This is a genomic window from Streptomyces caeruleatus (assembly GCF_001514235.1).
GTDB classification, from domain to species: Bacteria; Actinomycetota; Actinomycetes; order Streptomycetales; family Streptomycetaceae; genus Streptomyces; species Streptomyces caeruleatus.
The window spans coordinates 522,195-538,889 of the sequence record NZ_KQ948925.1 but is presented as its reverse complement, the minus strand read 5'-3'; the positions used below and the strand labels follow the sequence as shown (position 1 = coordinate 538,889).

10 protein-coding genes and 2 pseudogenes are annotated in these 16,695 nt (G+C 71.9%); 1 reads left to right on the top strand and 11 read right to left on the bottom strand.

Annotated elements, in window-relative coordinates:
• Positions 1 to 100: 100 nt before the first annotated feature.
• The 4 genes and pseudogenes from narH to AQJ67_RS07245 form a co-directional block, all read right to left on the bottom strand.
• Positions 101 to 1,301 (bottom strand): annotated as a pseudogene (narH, locus tag AQJ67_RS07260) (nitrate reductase subunit beta); the annotation flags it as partial.
• Positions 1,210 to 1,659, bottom strand: a pseudogene (locus AQJ67_RS44835) (molybdopterin dinucleotide binding domain-containing protein); the annotation flags it as partial. The pseudogenes narH and AQJ67_RS44835, both read right to left, overlap by 92 nt.
• Positions 1,660 to 1,812: 153 nt before the next feature.
• The gene (locus tag AQJ67_RS07250) at positions 1,813 to 4,257 is read right to left on the bottom strand and encodes a SpoIIE family protein phosphatase (protein ID WP_062717209.1); all 2,445 of its coding nucleotides are present in this window, start codon (positions 4,255 to 4,257) and stop codon (positions 1,813 to 1,815) included.
• Positions 4,258 to 4,389: 132 nt separating this feature from the next.
• The gene (locus AQJ67_RS07245; RefSeq protein WP_167366191.1) at positions 4,390 to 6,465 is read right to left on the bottom strand and encodes a SpoIIE family protein phosphatase; all 2,076 of its coding nucleotides are present in this window, start codon (positions 6,463 to 6,465) and stop codon (positions 4,390 to 4,392) included.
• A gap of 141 nt (positions 6,466 to 6,606) precedes the next feature.
• Here AQJ67_RS07245 and AQJ67_RS07240 point away from each other — a divergent pair, with 141 nt between their 5' ends.
• Positions 6,607 to 9,981 (top strand): pyruvate carboxylase, encoded by a 3,375-nt coding sequence (locus AQJ67_RS07240; protein ID WP_062717208.1) that lies wholly within the window; start codon positions 6,607 to 6,609, stop codon positions 9,979 to 9,981.
• 76 nt (positions 9,982 to 10,057) lie between these two features.
• On the opposite strand, the gene AQJ67_RS07235 is transcribed toward AQJ67_RS07240, so the two are convergent.
• From AQJ67_RS07235 to AQJ67_RS07205, 7 genes are all read right to left on the bottom strand, one after another.
• Positions 10,058 to 10,570 (bottom strand): COG1361 family protein, encoded by a 513-nt coding sequence (locus AQJ67_RS07235; protein WP_244190377.1) that lies wholly within the window; start codon positions 10,568 to 10,570, stop codon positions 10,058 to 10,060.
• 317 nt (positions 10,571 to 10,887) lie between these two features.
• Positions 10,888 to 11,586 (bottom strand): GntR family transcriptional regulator, encoded by a 699-nt coding sequence (locus AQJ67_RS07230; RefSeq protein WP_062717206.1) that lies wholly within the window; start codon positions 11,584 to 11,586, stop codon positions 10,888 to 10,890.
• Between the two features lie 154 nt (positions 11,587 to 11,740).
• Complete coding sequence (locus tag AQJ67_RS07225) at positions 11,741 to 12,742, bottom strand: proline racemase family protein (protein WP_062717205.1); 1,002 nt, start codon at positions 12,740 to 12,742, stop codon at positions 11,741 to 11,743.
• 2 nt (positions 12,743 to 12,744) lie between these two features.
• Positions 12,745 to 13,650, bottom strand: a complete 906-nt coding sequence (locus AQJ67_RS07220) for a dihydrodipicolinate synthase family protein (protein WP_062717204.1) — start codon at positions 13,648 to 13,650, stop codon at positions 12,745 to 12,747.
• A 153-nt stretch (positions 13,651 to 13,803) separates the two neighbouring features.
• Positions 13,804 to 15,237 (bottom strand): NAD(P)/FAD-dependent oxidoreductase, encoded by a 1,434-nt coding sequence (locus AQJ67_RS07215; RefSeq protein WP_062717203.1) that lies wholly within the window; start codon positions 15,235 to 15,237, stop codon positions 13,804 to 13,806.
• On the bottom strand, positions 15,218 to 15,505 hold the full coding sequence (locus AQJ67_RS07210; RefSeq protein WP_062717202.1) for a (2Fe-2S)-binding protein: 288 nt from the start codon (positions 15,503 to 15,505) through the stop codon (positions 15,218 to 15,220). Before AQJ67_RS07210 ends, AQJ67_RS07215 begins: the two co-directional genes overlap by 20 nt.
• Positions 15,502 to 16,677, bottom strand: a complete 1,176-nt coding sequence (locus AQJ67_RS07205; protein ID WP_062717201.1) for an NAD(P)/FAD-dependent oxidoreductase — start codon at positions 16,675 to 16,677, stop codon at positions 15,502 to 15,504. Before AQJ67_RS07205 ends, AQJ67_RS07210 begins: the two co-directional genes overlap by 4 nt.
• Positions 16,678 to 16,695 lie beyond the last annotated feature (18 nt).

The following is a 16,695-nucleotide window of genomic DNA, read 5'->3' as shown; positions in this document are numbered from 1 at the left end:
CACGCGCCGCGCCCCCGGACACCCCGGGCGGCGCGGCGCCGCGCGAGCGGTAGACGACGTAGGGCCGGGTCATAGCCGAACGGCGCGTTGAAGGCGTGGACGAGCGCATCGCCGCCAGCCGGCACAGCGCCGCCTCCACCGGGGCCACGTCCCCCGCCGTGAACAGCCCGGCGAGGTACTCCAGCGGAATGCGCAGGGAGTCGATCGCCGCGAACAGCTTCGCGGGGTCCTCCCCGTCGTGCCCGGAGGCCGTCAGGGACTCCACGACCGGCGACAGCGGCGGCACGTACCAGACCATGGGCATCGTCCGGTACTCCGGGTGCAGCGGCAGGGCCACCTTGTAACGGCTGATCAGCGCGTGCACGGGAGAGCGCCGGGCCGCGGTGATCCAGTCGTGCGGGATGCCGAAGTCCTCGGCGGCCCGCCGCACCGCCGGGGTCCTCGGGGTCGAGGAAGCAGCCCAACTGTGCCTCGTACAGGTCCTGTTCGTCTTCCGTCGCGGCGGCCTCACCCACCTGGTCGGCGTCGTAGAGGACGACACCGAGATAGCGCAGCCGGCCCACGCAGGTCTCGGAGCAGACCGTGGGCTGTCCGGCCTCGATCCGCGGATAGCACAGCGTGCACTTCTCGGCCTTGCCGGACGCGTGGTTGAAGTACACCTTCTTGTACGGGCATCCGCTCACGCACATCCGCCAGCCGCGGCAGCGGTCCTGGTCGACCAGGACGATGCCGTCCTCGATCCGCTTGTACAGCGCCCCGGACGGACACACCGCCACGCACGACGGGTTGAGGCAGTGCTCGCAGATACGCGGCAGGTAGAACATGAACGCCTGCTCGTACTCCAGCCGCACCCGCTCGCTCATCCGCCGCAACACCGGGTCACCCGCGAGGTGTCCGGGCCCGCCGCCCAGGTCGTCGTCCCAGTTGGGGCCCCAGGTCACCTGGGTGGGCCGGCCGTCCACCAGGGAGCGCGGCGGTGCCGTGGGGACGTCGTCGCCGAGCGGCGCGCCGATCAGGTTCTCGTAGTCGTACGTCCACGGCTCGTAGTAGTCGTCGAGCGAGGGCAGGTCGGGGTTGGCGAACAGCCGGGCCAGGCGACGCGCCCGGCCGCCGCCGCGCGGCACCAGCCGCCCGCGCCTGAGCTGCCAGCCGCCGCGCCACCGGTCCTGGTCCTCGTAGGTGCGGGGATAGCCCTGGCCGGGGCGGGTCTCGACGTTGTTGAACCACACGTACTCGGTGCCCGACCGGTTGGTCCACGTAGTTGGGGGCGAACGACAACTGGGCGTAGCCGCCGATGAGATGGGTCGGCTTGATCAGGAGCCGGGTGAGGGCGTTGTGCACACCGCCGCGCCGGCTGGTGGCCTCGGACCTGGGGACGTTCACCAGGCGTTCCTGCACGTGGTACATGAACACCGTGCCCTGCGGCATCCGGTGCGAGACGACCGCGCGCGCCACGACGACGCCGTTGACGTTCCGCGCCTCGACCCAGTCGTTGTCGGCCACCCCGATCGCCTCGGCGTCGGCCACGCCCAGCCAGATGACCTTCGAGTGCGGGGTGAGATAGCGGACGGTGACCGAGCGGCCGCCCTCCTCCTTCACGTCCGTCGTGAGGTTCAACGGCGGCCGGTAGACCGGGAGTTGCTCGCCGTACTCGGCGATCGAGCACGCTCCTGTCGACCGGCAAGGGTCAGGGTGCTCCTCCGGGGTCTTTCGGGCAGATCTCATTCTGGCCAGTTGGGTGTATCTAGAATTTGTTTTTCTTTTCTTTTGCGATGGGGCCTGGCAATCTCAGCCAGATGGGGGCCCGAGGGATCAGATACCCGGCTCCTCCTGAGCCGACAGTGACTGCTCGGCCCAGATGGTCTTCCGGTTGCGGCCGTAGCGGGTGCCCCAGCGTTCGGAGAGCTGGGCCACCAGGAACAGGCCGCGGCCGCCCTCGTCGGTGCCGCGGGCCTGGCGCAGGTGCGGGGAGGTGCTGCTGGTGTCGGCGACCTCGCAGATGAGTTGGCCGTCGCGGATCAGACGGAGCAGGACCGGGCCGCCCGCGTACCGGTAGGCGTTCGTGACCAGTTCGCTCACGATCAGTTCGGTGGTGAAGGACAGCTCCTCCAGCCCCCACTCGGCCAGCCGGTCCCGGACCAGCGTGCGGGCCCGGCCGGCCGCGGTCGGTTCGGCCGGCAGCTGCCAGGTGGCCACGTTCTGTGCCGCCAGCACCTGGGTCCGGCCCAGCAGCAGCGTGACGTCGTCGGCGGGACGGTCCGGCATCAGCGCGTCCTCCACCGCCTTGCAGGTGTCCTCCAGCGAGTGGAAGGGGCCGGTCAGAGTGGAGCGCAGCAGGGCCAGGCCCTCGTCGATGTCGCCGTGGCCGGCCACGAGGAGGCCGTCGCTGTACAGGGCGATCAGGCTGCCCTCGGCCAGTTCCAGCTCAGCCGTCTCGAACGGCAGCCCGCCCACGCCGAGCGGCGGTCCGGCCGGGAGGTCGATGAGGCGGACCTGGCCGTCCGGGCCCAGCACGGTCGGCGGCGGATGGCCCGCGCGTGCCATGGCGCAGTGCCGGGAGACCGGGTCGTAGATGGCGTACAGGCAGGTGGCGCCCACGATCTGGGGAGTGTTCGCGTCGGTCTGCCGTTGCTCGGTGGCCAGCTGGTCCACCAGGTCGTCGAGCCGGGCGAGGACCTCGTCCGGGGCCAGGTCGAGATGGGCCAGGGTGCGTACGGCGGCGCGCAGCCGGCCCATGGTCGCCGATGCGTGCATGCCGTGGCCGACCACGTCGCCGACGACCAGGGCGACCCGCAGGCCCGACAGCGGGATCACGTCGAACCAGTCGCCGCCGACGCCGGTGGAGGCATGCGCGGGCAGATAGCGGTGCGCCGTCTCCACCGCCGGGTGCTCGGGCACCTCGCTCGGCAACAGGCTGCGCTGCAGGGCCTCAGCGGCGTTGTGCTGCTGGGTGTAGCGCCGGGCGTTGTCGATGCAGACCGCGGCCCTCGCGGCGAACTCCTCCGCCAGCGTGAGGTCGTCCTCCTCGAACGGCTCCTGCCGCTGCGAACGCCACAGACAGACCAGGCCGAGGACCAGACCGCGCGCGGCCAGCGGCACCACCATCAGGGAGTGGACGCCTATGGCGCGCGCCGCCGCGGCCCGTTGCGGTTCGGCGACGAACCATCCGTGGGTGTCCTCCAGAAGGGGGTCGAGGACCGGACGCCGCTCGGCCAGACAGCGGGCCGGCGCGGTCTCGTCGGGGAAGAAGAACAGATGGCCCTCGGGATGCATCACCTCCAGCGCGTCGGGCAGGACGCTGCGCAGCGCCATCCTGCGCAACGGGCCCCTGGCGTCGGGGGCCGGCTCCTCCCCGCGCGGCACGGGTTCCAGCAGGTCCACCGAGAGCGCGTCGGCGAGTGCGGGAACCGCCGCCTCGGCCAGTTCGCGCGCCGTCCTGGCCACGTCCAGGGTGCTGCCGATCCGTGCGCCCACCTCGTTGAGCAGCGCGAGGCGGCGACGGGCGCGATGGCGGTCGGTGACGTCCTCGACGATCTCGGTGACGCCCAGCACCCTGCCGGACGGGTCCTGCATACGGAACGCGGAGATGGAGATGGCCAGCTCCCGGTGGGGGTCGTGCAGCAGCCGGCTCTGCTGCTCGGCGAAGATCACGGGGCGGCCCGTCTCAAGAACCGACCGGAGCTTCGCCTCCGCCAGAGCCGCGTCGGGACCGAACAGGAACTCGGGGGCACGCCGCCCGCGGTACGCCTCGGGAGGCAGTCCGCCGAACCGCGCGACGGCCTGGTTCACCCGCAGGATGCGCAGGTCCGGGCCGAGCACCACGACACCGACCGGGGACCGCCGGAACAGGCCGTCGAGCACGGCCCGGTCGATCTCCCACTGGGCGATGTCCTCGGCGAGCGAGCCGACGAGGAGCCACTCGACGGTGGAGTCCAGCCGCTGCACCCGCCGGGCCCGGAACCCCACGTACACGCGGTGGCCCGCGCCGTGCCGGACCGGCAGCAGCCCGAACCATCCGCCCTCCCGCAGACACGTGGCGGTCGCCTCGGCGATCCTGTCCACGTCCTCGCTGTCGACCAGGACCTCACGCACGGGCCGGCCCAGCACCTCCTCGGCGCGGTGCCCGAGCAGTGCGGTGGCCTGTTCGCTCCATGCGACGATCCGGCCGCGGCCGTCCAGCACGGCCGACGCGGAGCGCAGGATCGAGAACGGATCCTCCGGGCTCTCGCTGAGCGACGTAGGGGATGTGTCGTGCATCGCCCACCCATCTCGCGCCGTGCGCGGGGCTCGTCGTGCGGCGCCCTGGGGCGCTCCCGCGTCCCGCATGCCTGCCTTCGCGGTGACTCCCTCCCAGTATCGGTCGGGTGGGCACAGCGCGCTTCGCCAGTTTCACCGGGGCAGGGTCCGGGCGAGGAGCACCGCCACGTCGTCGTCCGCCACCTCGGGCATGACATGGGCGAGGAGGCCGTCGCAGATCTGGTCCAGCGGACGGCCCGGGTGCCGCAGCGCCTGCGCCAGACGGCGCATGCCCTGGTCGAGATCGGTGCCCCGGGTCTCGATCAGACCGTCGGTGTAGGTCACCAGGAGGCTGCCCGGCGCGAGGATCACGCGCTGGACCTCGCCGTCCTGCCGGCCCACGCCCAGCGGCGGCCCCGCGGCACCGTCCAGGAAGGCGACCTCTCCCCGGGCGTCGGCGATCACGGGCGGCGGATGGCCGGCCCTCGCGATCACGCAGTGGCCGGTGGCCGGATCGTGAACGGCGTACAGGCAGGTGGCCATCTCGTTGTCGCCCAGGTCCGCCACCGCGGCGTCCAGGGCACGCAGCAGCTGGTCCGGCGGCGTGTCCCGGCGTGCCAGGGTCCGTACGGCGGTGCGCAGCTGGCCCATCACCGCCGCCGCGTGGATTCCGTGCCCCATCACATCCCCGATCACCAGGGCGGTCCGGCCGCCCGACAGGGCGACGGCGTCGAACCAGTCGCCGCCGACCTCGTGATCGCCGGCCGGAAGATAGCGCCCGGTGAGCTCCAGTCCGCTGACCGTCGGCAGGGCGGGGTTCATCAGGCTGCGCTGGAGGGTGAGCGCGGCGTCGCGCTCGCGGCTGTACATACGCGCGTTGTCGATGTTCAGCGCCGCCCGGGCGACGAGCTCGTCGATCAGTAGTGTGTCCTGGTCGTCGAACGGCTCCCGATCGCGGGTCCGGGTGACCGTGACCGCGCCGAGCACGGTGCCCCGCGCGACCAGCGGGATCAGGCGCGCCGACCCGACGCGGGCCCGCAGGTACTCGTGCAGCCGACCGGTGGCGGGGGTGGTGACCAGCGGGCCGATGTCTCTCAGGTAGAGGTTCATCGGGCGCCCGGCACCGATGAGCCGTTCGTACATCGAGCCGGGCGGGATCTGCAGGGTCATGCCGACCGCGAGGAGGTCGGCCGGCGCTGCCGGATCCGTGAAGGTCGCCGCGACGCGGCGGACCACCCCGTGCGCCGACGCGGCGGTCTCGTCCGGGGCCATCGCCTCCTCCAGCAGCTGCACGTCGGCCGAGTCGGCCAGCCGGGGCACCAGGACGCGGACCACTTCCTGCGCCGTCTGTGTGAGATCCAGCGTGGAGCCCATCTGGGTGCCCGCCTCCGCCAGCAGCGCGAGACGCTGCCGGGCCCGCTCCGCCTCCAGATGGGCCCGCTGCCCCTCCGTGACGTCGATGAGCGAAGCGATCACACCCACCCGCTGTCCGGTTCCGCCGAGCAAGGGGGCGTAGGAGCAGGACCAGGTCCGGGTCCGTCGCGGGTCCGAGACGCCGGAGGTGTAACGGAAGTCGACCACCGACTCACCCCGGTCCAGGACCTGCCGCATCACCGACTCCAGCGCGCCGGCGCCGGGGGCGATCTCGGTCACGCGTTTCCCGACGTGCTCGGCCACGGGCACGCCGTCGATCTGGGACAGCGCCTCGTTGACCCGGAGGAAACGCAGGTCGGGGCCGAGCATGGCCAGGCCGATCGGTGACTGGGTGAACAGGCCCTCCAGCGCGGCCAGCGCGTCCCGCATCCGCTCCACGGCGGAGGTCTCCGCCGCGATGGCCAGCACCCCCGTACGCCCCCGCGCGTCCGCGATCGGACAGAGCCACATCTCCATCTCGACCAGGCCCCCGTCGCGATGCCGGACCGGCAGCCGTGCGACCACCGCCGCACCCGCCCGCACCATCCGGGTCAGCCGGTCGGCCAGCTCCCGGTTCTCCTCGGGCACGAGCATGCGGTCGGCGTCCTGGCCCACCATCTGCTCCGGTGTGTGACCGAGGAGGTCCTGTGCGGCGAGCGACCACTGCACCAGGCCCCCATCGGCATCGGCCACCCAGAGCGCGAGCGGAAGCAGATCCTGGAACACCCCGGCATGCCCGATGGCGTACGTGCTCCGATCAGGCGTTTCGCCGATCGCATCGGGGGCACGTGCACCGCGGTGACTCGCGCTGGTCATCAGGGCACCTCGCTTCACCACCCTTGACCACGGGAGGCTCAAGGACAGCGTAGGCCGCAAGTGGCCCGGCTCACATGGCGTGAGCGAGGCACCGCCGACACCATTGGGTGATCCGTCACCGGCAGGCTGAAGGGATCAAGGATGTTCCGCAAGGTGCTGGTAGCCAACCGCGGCGAGATCGCGATTCGTGCGTTCCGCGCAGGCTACGAGCTGGGGGCGCGCACCGTCGCCGTCTTCCCGCACGAGGACCGCAACTCCCTGCACCGGCTGAAAGCCGACGAGGCCTACGAGATCGGTGAGCCGGGGCACCCGGTGCGGGCCTACCTCTCCGTGGAGGAGATCGTCCGCGCGGCCCGCCGCGCGGGAGCCGACGCCGTCTACCCGGGGTACGGCTTCCTGTCCGAGAACCCCGATCTGGCCCGGGCGTGCGAAGAGGCGGGCATCACGTTCGTCGGACCGAGCGCGGACATCCTGGAGCTGACCGGCAACAAGGCGCGCGCGGTGGCCGCGGCCCGCGCGGCCGGTGTGCCGGTGCTGGGTTCCTCGCAGCCGTCCAACGACGTGGACGAGCTCGTCGCCGCCGCCGGGGAGATCGGCTTCCCCGTCTTCGTCAAGGCGGTCGCGGGCGGCGGCGGACGCGGCATGCGCCGCGTCGAGGACCCCGCCCAGCTGCGCGAGTCCATCGAGGCGGCATCGCGCGAGGCGGCGTCCGCGTTCGGCGACCCCACGGTCTTCCTGGAGAAGGCCGTCGTCGAGCCCCGCCACATCGAGGTGCAGATCCTCGCCGACGGCCAGGGCAACGTCATCCACCTCTTCGAGCGCGACTGTTCCGTGCAGCGCCGCCACCAGAAGGTGATCGAACTCGCCCCCGCCCCGAACCTCGACCCCGGCCTGCGCGACCGCATCTGCGCCGACGCCGTGCGCTTCGCCCAGCAGATCGGCTACCGCAACGCCGGCACCGTGGAGTTCCTCCTCGACCGCGAGGGCAACCACGTCTTCATCGAGATGAACCCGCGCATCCAGGTCGAGCACACGGTGACGGAGGAGGTCACCGACGTCGACCTGGTCCAGTCGCAGCTGCGCATCGCCGCCGGCGAGACCCTCGCCGACCTCGGCCTCGCACAGGAGAAGATCACCCTGCGCGGTGCCGCGCTCCAGTGCCGGATCACCACCGAGGACCCCGCCAACGGCTTCCGCCCGGACACCGGCCGGATCAGCGCCTACCGCTCGCCGGGCGGCTCGGGCATCCGTCTCGACGGCGGCACCACCCACGCCGGTACGGAGATCAGCGCGCACTTCGACTCCATGCTGGTGAAGCTCACCTGCCGGGGCCGGGACTTCACCACCGCGGTCGGACGTGCCCGGCGCGCCGTCGCCGAGTTCCGCATCCGCGGCGTGGCCACCAACATCCCCTTCCTGCAAGCCGTGTTGGACGACGCCGACTTCCAGGCCGGCCGGGTCACCACGTCGTTCATCGAGCAGCGCCCGCACCTGCTCACCGCCCGCCACTCCGCCGACCGCGGCACCAAGCTGCTCACCTACCTCGCCGACGTCACCGTCAACAAGCCGCACGGCGAACGGCCCGACCTGATCGACCCGTTGACCAAGGTGCCCGCGCTCCCGGCCGGTGAGCCGCCGGCCGGGTCCCGGCAGCGGCTCGCCGAGCTCGGCCCGGAGGGCTTCGCGAGCTGGCTGCGCGCCTCGCCCACCATCGGCGTCACCGACACCACGTTCCGCGACGCCCACCAGTCCCTGCTGGCCACCCGGGTACGCACCAAGGACATGCTCGCCGTCGCCCCCGTGGTGGCCCGCACCCTGCCCCAGCTGCTGTCCCTGGAGTGCTGGGGCGGCGCGACCTACGACGTGGCCCTGCGCTTCCTCGCCGAGGACCCGTGGGAGCGCCTCGCCGCCCTGCGGGAGGCCGCGCCCAACATCTGCCTCCAGATGCTGCTGCGCGGCCGCAACACCGTGGGCTACACGCCGTATCCCACCGAGGTGACCGACGCCTTCGTGCAGGAGGCGGCCGCAACCGGCATCGACATCTTCCGCATCTTCGACGCCCTCAACGACGTCGACCAGATGCGGCCCGCCATCGAGGCCGTACGGGAGACGGGCACGGCCGTCGCCGAGGTGGCCCTGTGCTACACCTCCGACCTGTCCGACCCGTCGGAGAAGCTGTACACCCTGGACTACTACCTGCGGCTGGCCGAGCGGATCGTCGACGCCGGCGCCCACGTCCTGGCCGTCAAGGACATGGCTGGTCTGCTGCGCGCACCGGCCGCCGCGAAGCTGGTGTCGGCCCTGCGCCGGGAGTTCGACCTGCCGGTCCACATCCACACCCACGACACCGCGGGCGGCCAGCTCGCCACCTACCTCGCCGCCATCCAGGCCGGCGCGGACGCGGTGGACGGGGCCGTGGCGTCCATGGCCGGTACGACCTCGCAGCCGTCGCTCTCCGCGATCGTCGCCGCGACCGACCACTCCGAACGGCCCACCGGCCTCGACCTCCAGGCCGTCGGCGACCTGGAGCCGTACTGGGAGAGCGTCCGCAAGGTCTACGCCCCCTTCGAGGCGGGCCTGGCCTCGCCGACCGGCCGCGTCTACCACCACGAGATCCCCGGCGGACAGCTCTCCAACCTGCGCACCCAGGCGGTCGCGCTGGGCCTGGGCGACCGCTTCGAGGACATCGAGGCGATGTACGGCGCAGCCGACCGGATGCTCGGCCGTCTGGTGAAGGTCACTCCCTCCTCCAAGGTGGTCGGCGACCTGGCGCTGCACCTGGTGGGCGCAGGGGTCTCCCCGGCGGACTTCGAGTCGGATCCGGACCGCTTCGACATCCCCGACTCCGTCATCGGCTTCCTGCGCGGCGAGCTGGGCACCCCGCCCGGCGGCTGGCCCGAGCCGTTCCGCAGCAAGGCGCTGAAGGGCCGCGCCGAGGCCAAGCCGATGCAGGAACTGACCGCCGACGACCGCGAGGGGCTGGCGAAGGACCGGCGCGAGACGCTGAACCGGCTGCTGTTCCCGGCGCCGACACGCGAGTTCGACACCCACCGTGACACCTACGGCGACACCAGCGTGCTCGACAGCAAGGACTTCTTCTACGGGCTGCGCCCGGGCAAGGAGTACGCCGTCGACCTGGAGCGCGGGGTGCGGCTGCTGATCGAGCTCCAGGCCGTCGGTGACGCGGACGAGCGCGGCATGCGCACCGTCATGTCGTCCCTGAACGGCCAGTTGCGTCCGATCCAGGTCCGCGACCGGGCGGCCGCCTCGGACGTCCCGGTGACGGAGAAGGCCGACCGGGCCAACCCCGGCCATGTCGCGGCGCCCTTCGCCGGTGTGGTCACCCTGACGGTGTCCGAGGGCGAGGAGGTGGAGGCCGGCGCCACGGTGGCCACCATCGAGGCGATGAAGATGGAGGCCTCGATCACCGCCGCGAAGTCCGGCCGCGTCGCTCGCCTGGCCATCAACCCCATCCAGCAGGTCGAGGGCGGCGATCTGTTGGTGGAACTCGCCTGAGCCGAGTTCGTGTTGCCCCGCGCAGGTGTGGAACCTGCGCGGGGCGTCGACGGGTTGACCGGCGGGCCGAGCGGTGTCAGGCGCAGAGCACCCGGGTCTCCGGCGTGAAGACCGGGCCGCCGCTGGTGTTGGTCGTGTCGCTGAACTCGGCGTAGTAGTACGAGTAGAAGCCGATGTTGCCGTTGCAGCCCGAGTCGGCGGCGACCTGGAGGGTCAGCGTGACGGTCCGGCTCTGCCCGGGCGGGATGGTGGCCCCGTAATTCGTGCCGAGGTTGCTCGGGCCGGTCCCGGCGCACGGGGTGCTGCCCGCGGCCGTGGCGAGGGTGCAGCCGGTGAAGCTGTACTTCAGGTCCGGGCGCTGGGTGGTGAGCCAGGTGGGCTCGATCGTCTGGTAGACGAACAGGACGTCGTACGTCTTGTTGTTGGTCAGCGTCATGGACAGCTGCACCGTGCCGCCGGGCGTCGTGGTGGCGGCGTCGGTGGCGAACGTGAGGCCGGCCGGCGCGGGGTCGGCCGCGCTCGCGCTGGGGGCCAGGCCGAAGAACGCGAGGAACAGACCGAGAACGGTGGTGAGACCCAGGCGTCTCATACGTGGTGATCGCATGGCCCGGGACGTTAGGCAGGCGACGCGTCCGCCGTCTGCCTCATCAGGAGGGCCCGGGCCGACGAACGGCCGAATGTGTGCCAGATGTGATGGACCTGTGACGGGCATGTGAAGTCGCCGGTGAGGCCGCGTTTGTGCAGGCACGCGGTGGGCGGGAGCGGCCGGTGCGAGCCGCCAGGTGCCCGTCGCCCGCTCGTTGCCGCGTGCCGATATTGGCGTGATCCCGGATGTGCCGGGAGTCAGGGCGCGTCACCGGGTGCGGAGGTTCTCGGGCATTCGTCGATTTCCGGCCTCGACGGAGGTCAGCTGGGGTCCTCGGTGAGGTTCTTCTCGCTCCAGATGCCCCGTACGTGGCCGATGTGGCGGCGCATCAGGGCTTCCGCGCCGTCCGCGTCGCCGGCCTCGACGAGGTCGAGCAGCTCGGCGTGCTCGTGGGAGGAGTCGAACAGCGCGTCTCCGTCCGGGAGTTCGCGCAGACCGTAGATGCGGGAGCTGGTCCGCAGGGACCGCACGGTCTCCAGCAGGCGGGGGTTGTCCGCCAGTTCCAGCAGGGCGAGGTGGAACTGCATGTCGATGGTGACGTGCGCGATGAAGTCCCGGCGCGCCGCCGCCTTCTCGATGCCGGCGGCGAGGGGACGCAGCTGCTTGATGGCCTTCGCGGACACGCCCTGTTCGGTGATACGGCGGACCGTGGGCGGCTCGATGAGCGCCCGGAGCTCGGTGATGTCGTCGAGTTCCTTGGGCGAGAGGGCCGTGACCCGGAAGCCCTTGTTGCGGACGACTTCGACGAGGCCCTCCTTGGCGAGGTCGAGCAGCGCCTCGCGCACGGGGGTGGGGGAGACGCCGAACTGCTCGGCGAGGCTGGGGGCGGAGTAGACGGCGCCCGGTGTCATCTCGCCCGCGATGACGGCTCCGCGCAGCGTCTCGGTGATCTCCTGACGGAGGTTCCGGCGCCCACGGAACGAAGGCAGCTTCACGGTCGTGCCGTCGTCCGCGCTCATGGCTGGTCCTCACTGTCGGCGGCGGGATCGTTCCACGCTCGACTTCGACCTGAGCGGTGGCTCGTTCATGCTAACCGGGCCCGCACTATGTGATGTATCGCATGGTTCCGCGCATGCCGCCGACATGCCTGATGGCGGGGCACGCGCGGGACGGTCACAGCTCGAACCCCTGCGGGAAGGGGTCGTCCGGGTCGTACATGTACTGGGCGGTGCCGGTGATCCAGGCGCGGCCGGTGACCGTGGGGATGACCGCACGGTGGCCGGCCACCTCCGTCTCCTCGACGAGTTCGCCGATGAAGTGCGTGCCGATGAACGACTCGTTGCGGAACTCCGTGTTCAGCGGCAGCAGTCCGCGCCCGTGCAGCTGGGCCATGCGGGCACTGGTGCCGGTGCCGCACGGGGAGCGGTCGAACATGCCCGGGTGGATGACCATCGCGTGCCGGGAGTGGGCGGCGGTCGAACCCGGGGCGGCCAGGTAGACGTGGTGGACGCCGTTGATCTCGGGGTTGCCGGGATGGACGGGGCGGTCCTGTTCGTTGATGGCCGCCATGATGGCCAGGCCCGCCTCCATCAGCCGGTTCTTGTGGGCCCGTTCGAAGGGGATCTGGAGGTCGTCCAGTTCGACGACGGCGTAGAAGTTGCCGCCGAAGGCCATGTCGTAGGCGACCTCTCCCCACGGGCCGACCTTGACGGTCCGGTCCAGCGCGAGGGCGAACGAGGGGACGTTGCGCAGGGTGACGGCCTTGGCGGAGCCGTCCTCCACGCGGACGTCGACGACGACGAGCCCGGCCGGGGTGTCCAGCCGGATCGTCGTGACCGGCTCGGCGACCTCGACCATGCCGGTCTCCACCAGGACCGTGGCGACGCCGATCGTGCCGTGTCCGCACATGGGCAGACAGCCGGAGGTCTCGATGTAGAGGACGCCGAAGTCCGCGTCCGGCCGGGTGGGCGGCTGGAGGATCGCGCCGCTCATCGCCGAGTGGCCGCGCGGCTCGTTCATCAGCAGCCGGCGGATGTGGTCGAGGTGGTCGATGAAGTACCGGCGCCGGTCGAACATGGTGGCCCCGGGGACGACTCCGACGCCACCGGTGACCACCCGGGTCGGCATCCCCTCGGTGTGGGAGTCGACGGCGTGGAAGACCCGGTTGCTGCGCATGGTCAGGCGAGTCCTTCCGCGATGGCCTTCTCGGTCGCGGTGCGCACGACCGCCTCGTGCTCCGGGGTGAGCGGCAGGCGGGGCCGGCGGCAGGGACCGCCGTAGCGGCCGACGAGGTCCATGCTGAGCTTGATGGCCTGCACGAACTCGGTACGCGAGTCCCAGCGCAGCAGCGGGTGCAGGATGCGGTACAGGGGGAGCGCGGTGGCGAGGTCGCCCTTTCCGGCCGCCTCCCACAGGGTGGCGCAGGCGCGCGGCAGGGCGTTGGGGTAGCCGGAGATCCAGCCCGGCGACCCGGCGACGGCCATCTCCAGGGCCAGGTCGTCGGTGCCGGCCAGGACATCCAGGCCCGGGGCGAGTTCGGTGATCCGGTAGTAGCGGCGGATGTCGCCGGAGAACTCCTTGACCGCGACGATCAGCCCCTCGTCGAACAGCTCGGCCAGGAGCTCGGGGACCAGGTCGACCTTGGTGTCGTGCGGGTTGTTGTAGGCGACCACCGGCACACCGGCCTTGGCGACCTCACGGTAGTGCGCCACGACCGCGCGGTCGTCGGCGCGGTAGGAGTTCGGCGGGAGCAGCATCACCGCGGAGGCGCCCGCCTCGCCGGCCTGTTCGGCCCAGCGGCGGGCCTCGTCCGCGCCGTAGGCGGCCACCCCGGGCATCACGGTGAAGCCGTCGGGCGCGGCGGCCACGGCGGTGGTGACCACCCGCGCGCGCTCCTCGGCGGACAGGTTCTGGTACTCGCCGAGGGAGCCGTTCGGCGTGACACCGTCGCAGCCGTTGGCGGCGAGCCAGGCGACATGGTCGGCGTAGGTGTCGAAGTCGACGGCCAGGTCGCCGTTCGGGGTCTCGCGCAGGGGGAGTGCGGTGGCGACGAGCATGCCGTGCCAGGGCTTCGCCCGGGTCATGAGTCCTCCACGTGTCGGTGATCCCACCATCGGGAGCCAGCAGGGGCTATCAGGAGCCAGCGGGAGCCAGCGGGAGCCAGCGGGAACAGTGCAATATCACATTACATAGGCCGTGAGTCCCTGTCACTGGTGACGTGGGCAAACCCGCGGTGATCAGAGGCTGTTGTCGTCGCCGCCGGCGGCGAGGGCGCCCAGGGTGAGGGGCTGTGCGACCGGGCGTGCGGCCATGCCGCGCAGGTCGTCGGCGGTGGGCTGCCGGCCGTTGGCGCGGGCGACCAGACAGGCGGTGGCGTAGCCGCAGACACGGCCCTGGCACAGGCCCATGCCGGGGCGGGCGTAGAGCTTGACCGCGCGCGGGTCGGTCGCCCCGAGGTCGCTCACGGCCCGGCGGACGGTTCCGGCCGTGACCTCCTCGCAGCGGCAGACCGTGGTGTCCTCGTCCAGCCAGCTCTGCCAGCCGTCCGGCACCGGATACGCCTGGTGCATGGCAGCGGCGAAGGACCGCTGGGCGGCACGCCGCCGCAGCAGCCGGGTCAGGCGCCGACGGTCGACGAGGGAACCGTTGGTCGCGTACGAGGCATGCAGTCCTGCCAACTCTCCCTCGATCACGGCGAGTTGGGAGCCGCCCACACCGCACGCCTCGCCCGCGACGTAGACGCCGTCGGCGGTACCGCGCTGCCGTGAGTCGACGCGGGCGACGAGGCTGCCGTCGGCGTCCCGTGCCATCTCGCAGCCGAGTTGCAGGGGGATTTCGGTCTGCGGGGTGAAGCCGTAGCCGACCGCGACCGTGTCGCAGTCGATCTGGCGGGCGCTGCCGGGCACGATCCGCCACCGGTCGTCCAGCCGGGCGACGGTGGCGCCGGTGACGGCGTCGGTGCCGTGGGCGGCGATGACGGTGGTGCGGGTGCGGTAGGGGACGCGGTGCTTGCGGAGGGTGCTCAAGTACCCGGCGCCCTCCGCCAGTTTGGGCAGGCTGCGCAGGGCGGCGAGCGGGTGTCTGGCGAAGGCGGTGGGCAGTCCGGCCTCGAAGACTCCTACGACCGTGGCGCCGGCCTCGGCCAGGCCCGTGGCCACCGGGAGCAGGAAGGGTCCGGTGCCCGCGACGGCGATACGCTTCCCGGCCGGCACCCCCTGTCCCTTGAGGAGCGCCTGGACCGCTCCGGCCGTGAAGACCCCCGGGATCGTCCAGCCGGGGAAGGGCAGTTGGCGGTCGTAGGCGCCGGTCGCCACGATCACGGTCCGGCTGCGGAGGGCGCGGGGTGCGTCGTCGCAGGTGGTATGGGTGGTGAAACCTTCTTCGGTGCGTTCCACGTGCCAGATCGAGTGGCCGAAGCGGTGGTCGAGCAGATGGTGTGCGGCCGACTCCCGCTGGAGGCGCCGGAACTGGCTCCAGCCGTGGTGACGGGCGCCGTCGTCGCCGTCCCGGTGACGCCAGTACTGGCCGCCCGGCCGCGCTCCCGCGTCGATCAGCACGGTACGGCTGCCCTGTGCCGCGGCGGCCACGGCCGCTGACAGGCCGGCCGGTCCGGCACCGAGGACGGCGATGTCGTACCGGGCGACCGGCTGCTCAGCACGCGAGGTCGTCATGCCCCGCTCCTTCCTGGGTGGTGACCGTGTCGCCGGGCCGGGCCTCGACGAGGCAGGCGCGGTGGTTGGGGCGGCCGTTGATGGTCACCAGGCAGTCGAAGCACACGCCGATGCCGCAGAACACACCGCGCGGGCGGCCTTCGACGCGGGTGTGCCGCCAGGAGCGCCGCCCGGAGGCGATGAGAGCGGCGGCCACGCTCTGCCCGGACTGTGCCTGCACGGGCTCGCCGTCGAAGGTGAAGGTGAAGCTGAGCGGCGCGGTGGTCAAGGGGTCGCCTCCTCGAAGCGGTCCGGGCGGAACGGCGTCAGGTCCAGATCGGGCTTGTCGCCGGACAGATGCTGGGCCAGCAGACGACCGGTGGCGGCGGCCAGCCCGATCCCGGCTCCTTCGTGACCGCAGGCGTGCAGCAGGCCGGGTGCGCGCGGGTCGGGGCCGATGACGGGCAGATGGTCCGGACAGTAGGGGCGGAACCCGAGGTAGCAGCGCAGCAGGGAGATGTCGGCGAGGAACGGGAAGAGCCCGATGGCCTGGGCCGCCAGCCTGCGCAGCACCGGCAGGGACATACTGCGGTCGAAGCCGACCCGCTCACGGCTGGCGCCGATCAGGACGGTCCCGGCCCGGGTTCCCTCGACGACGACCGAGGTCTCCAGGCCCGCGTCACCGCTGGCGACGTTGGCCACGTACTCCGCGGTGTAGACCTTGTGCCGTACGACGCGCGGCAGCGGTTCGGTCACCAGGATGAAGCCCTTGCGCGGCAGGACCGGCACCGGGGCCCCGGCGAGTTCGGACAGCTGCCCGGCCCAGGTGCCCGCCGCGTTGACCACCCACCGCGCGTGCAGGACCGGGACGTCGGCGGAGTCGGTCCGCACGCCCGTGACCGCGCCCCGCCTGTCGCGCACGAAGCCGGTGACGCCCGTGCCGACATGCACCGTCGCCCCGCGCAGCCGGGCCCGGCGCAGCAGTTGGGCCGCGGCCAGCGTCGGTTGGACCTGTGCGTCCTGGGCGTAGAACGCCCCGCCGGCCGCCTCCCGGGTTACGTTGGGTTCCAGCTCGAACAGTTCGTCCGCCCCGATGTCGACCGCGTCGACCCCGGTCGTCCGCTGTCCCGCCGTCAGCTGACGCAGCCCCTCGGCCGTCTCCCGCGATCCCGCGACGACCACGCCGCCCTTGGCCTCGTACTCGATCGCGCTCCTGCCCAGATCCTCGCCGATCTCCTGCCACAGACGGGACGACAGCAGCGCCAGGTCGAGTTCGGGTCCGGGCTCCTTGTCGGAGACCAGGATGTTGCCTTCACACGCACTGGTGGTGCCACCGCCGATGCCACCCCGGTCGACCACCACCACCCGCAGCCCGACGGCCGTGCAGTAGTACGCACACGCTGCACCCACGATGCCTGCCCCGATGACCAGGACATCGGGACGAGAGGTCGACTGAGTCATGTCGGCATCATGTCATAT

Bases quoted from the DNA above. Each gene is read 5' to 3' on its own strand.
- AQJ67_RS07250 (WP_062717209.1), bottom strand. From the start codon at position 4,257: ATGCACGACACATCCCCTACGTCGCTCAGCGAGAGCCCGGAGGATCCG.
- AQJ67_RS07245 (WP_167366191.1), bottom strand. From the start codon at position 6,465: ATGACCAGCGCGAGTCACCGCGGTGCACGTGCCCCCGATGCGATCGGC.
- AQJ67_RS07240 (WP_062717208.1), top strand. From the start codon at position 6,607: ATGTTCCGCAAGGTGCTGGTAGCCAACCGCGGCGAGATCGCGATTCGT.
- AQJ67_RS07235 (WP_244190377.1), bottom strand. From the start codon at position 10,570: ATGAGACGCCTGGGTCTCACCACCGTTCTCGGTCTGTTCCTCGCGTTC.
- AQJ67_RS07230 (WP_062717206.1), bottom strand. From the start codon at position 11,586: ATGAGCGCGGACGACGGCACGACCGTGAAGCTGCCTTCGTTCCGTGGG.
- AQJ67_RS07225 (WP_062717205.1), bottom strand. From the start codon at position 12,742: ATGCGCAGCAACCGGGTCTTCCACGCCGTCGACTCCCACACCGAGGGG.
- AQJ67_RS07220 (WP_062717204.1), bottom strand. From the start codon at position 13,650: ATGACCCGGGCGAAGCCCTGGCACGGCATGCTCGTCGCCACCGCACTC.
- AQJ67_RS07215 (WP_062717203.1), bottom strand. From the start codon at position 15,237: ATGACGACCTCGCGTGCTGAGCAGCCGGTCGCCCGGTACGACATCGCC.
- AQJ67_RS07205 (WP_062717201.1), bottom strand. From the start codon at position 16,677: ATGACTCAGTCGACCTCTCGTCCCGATGTCCTGGTCATCGGGGCAGGC.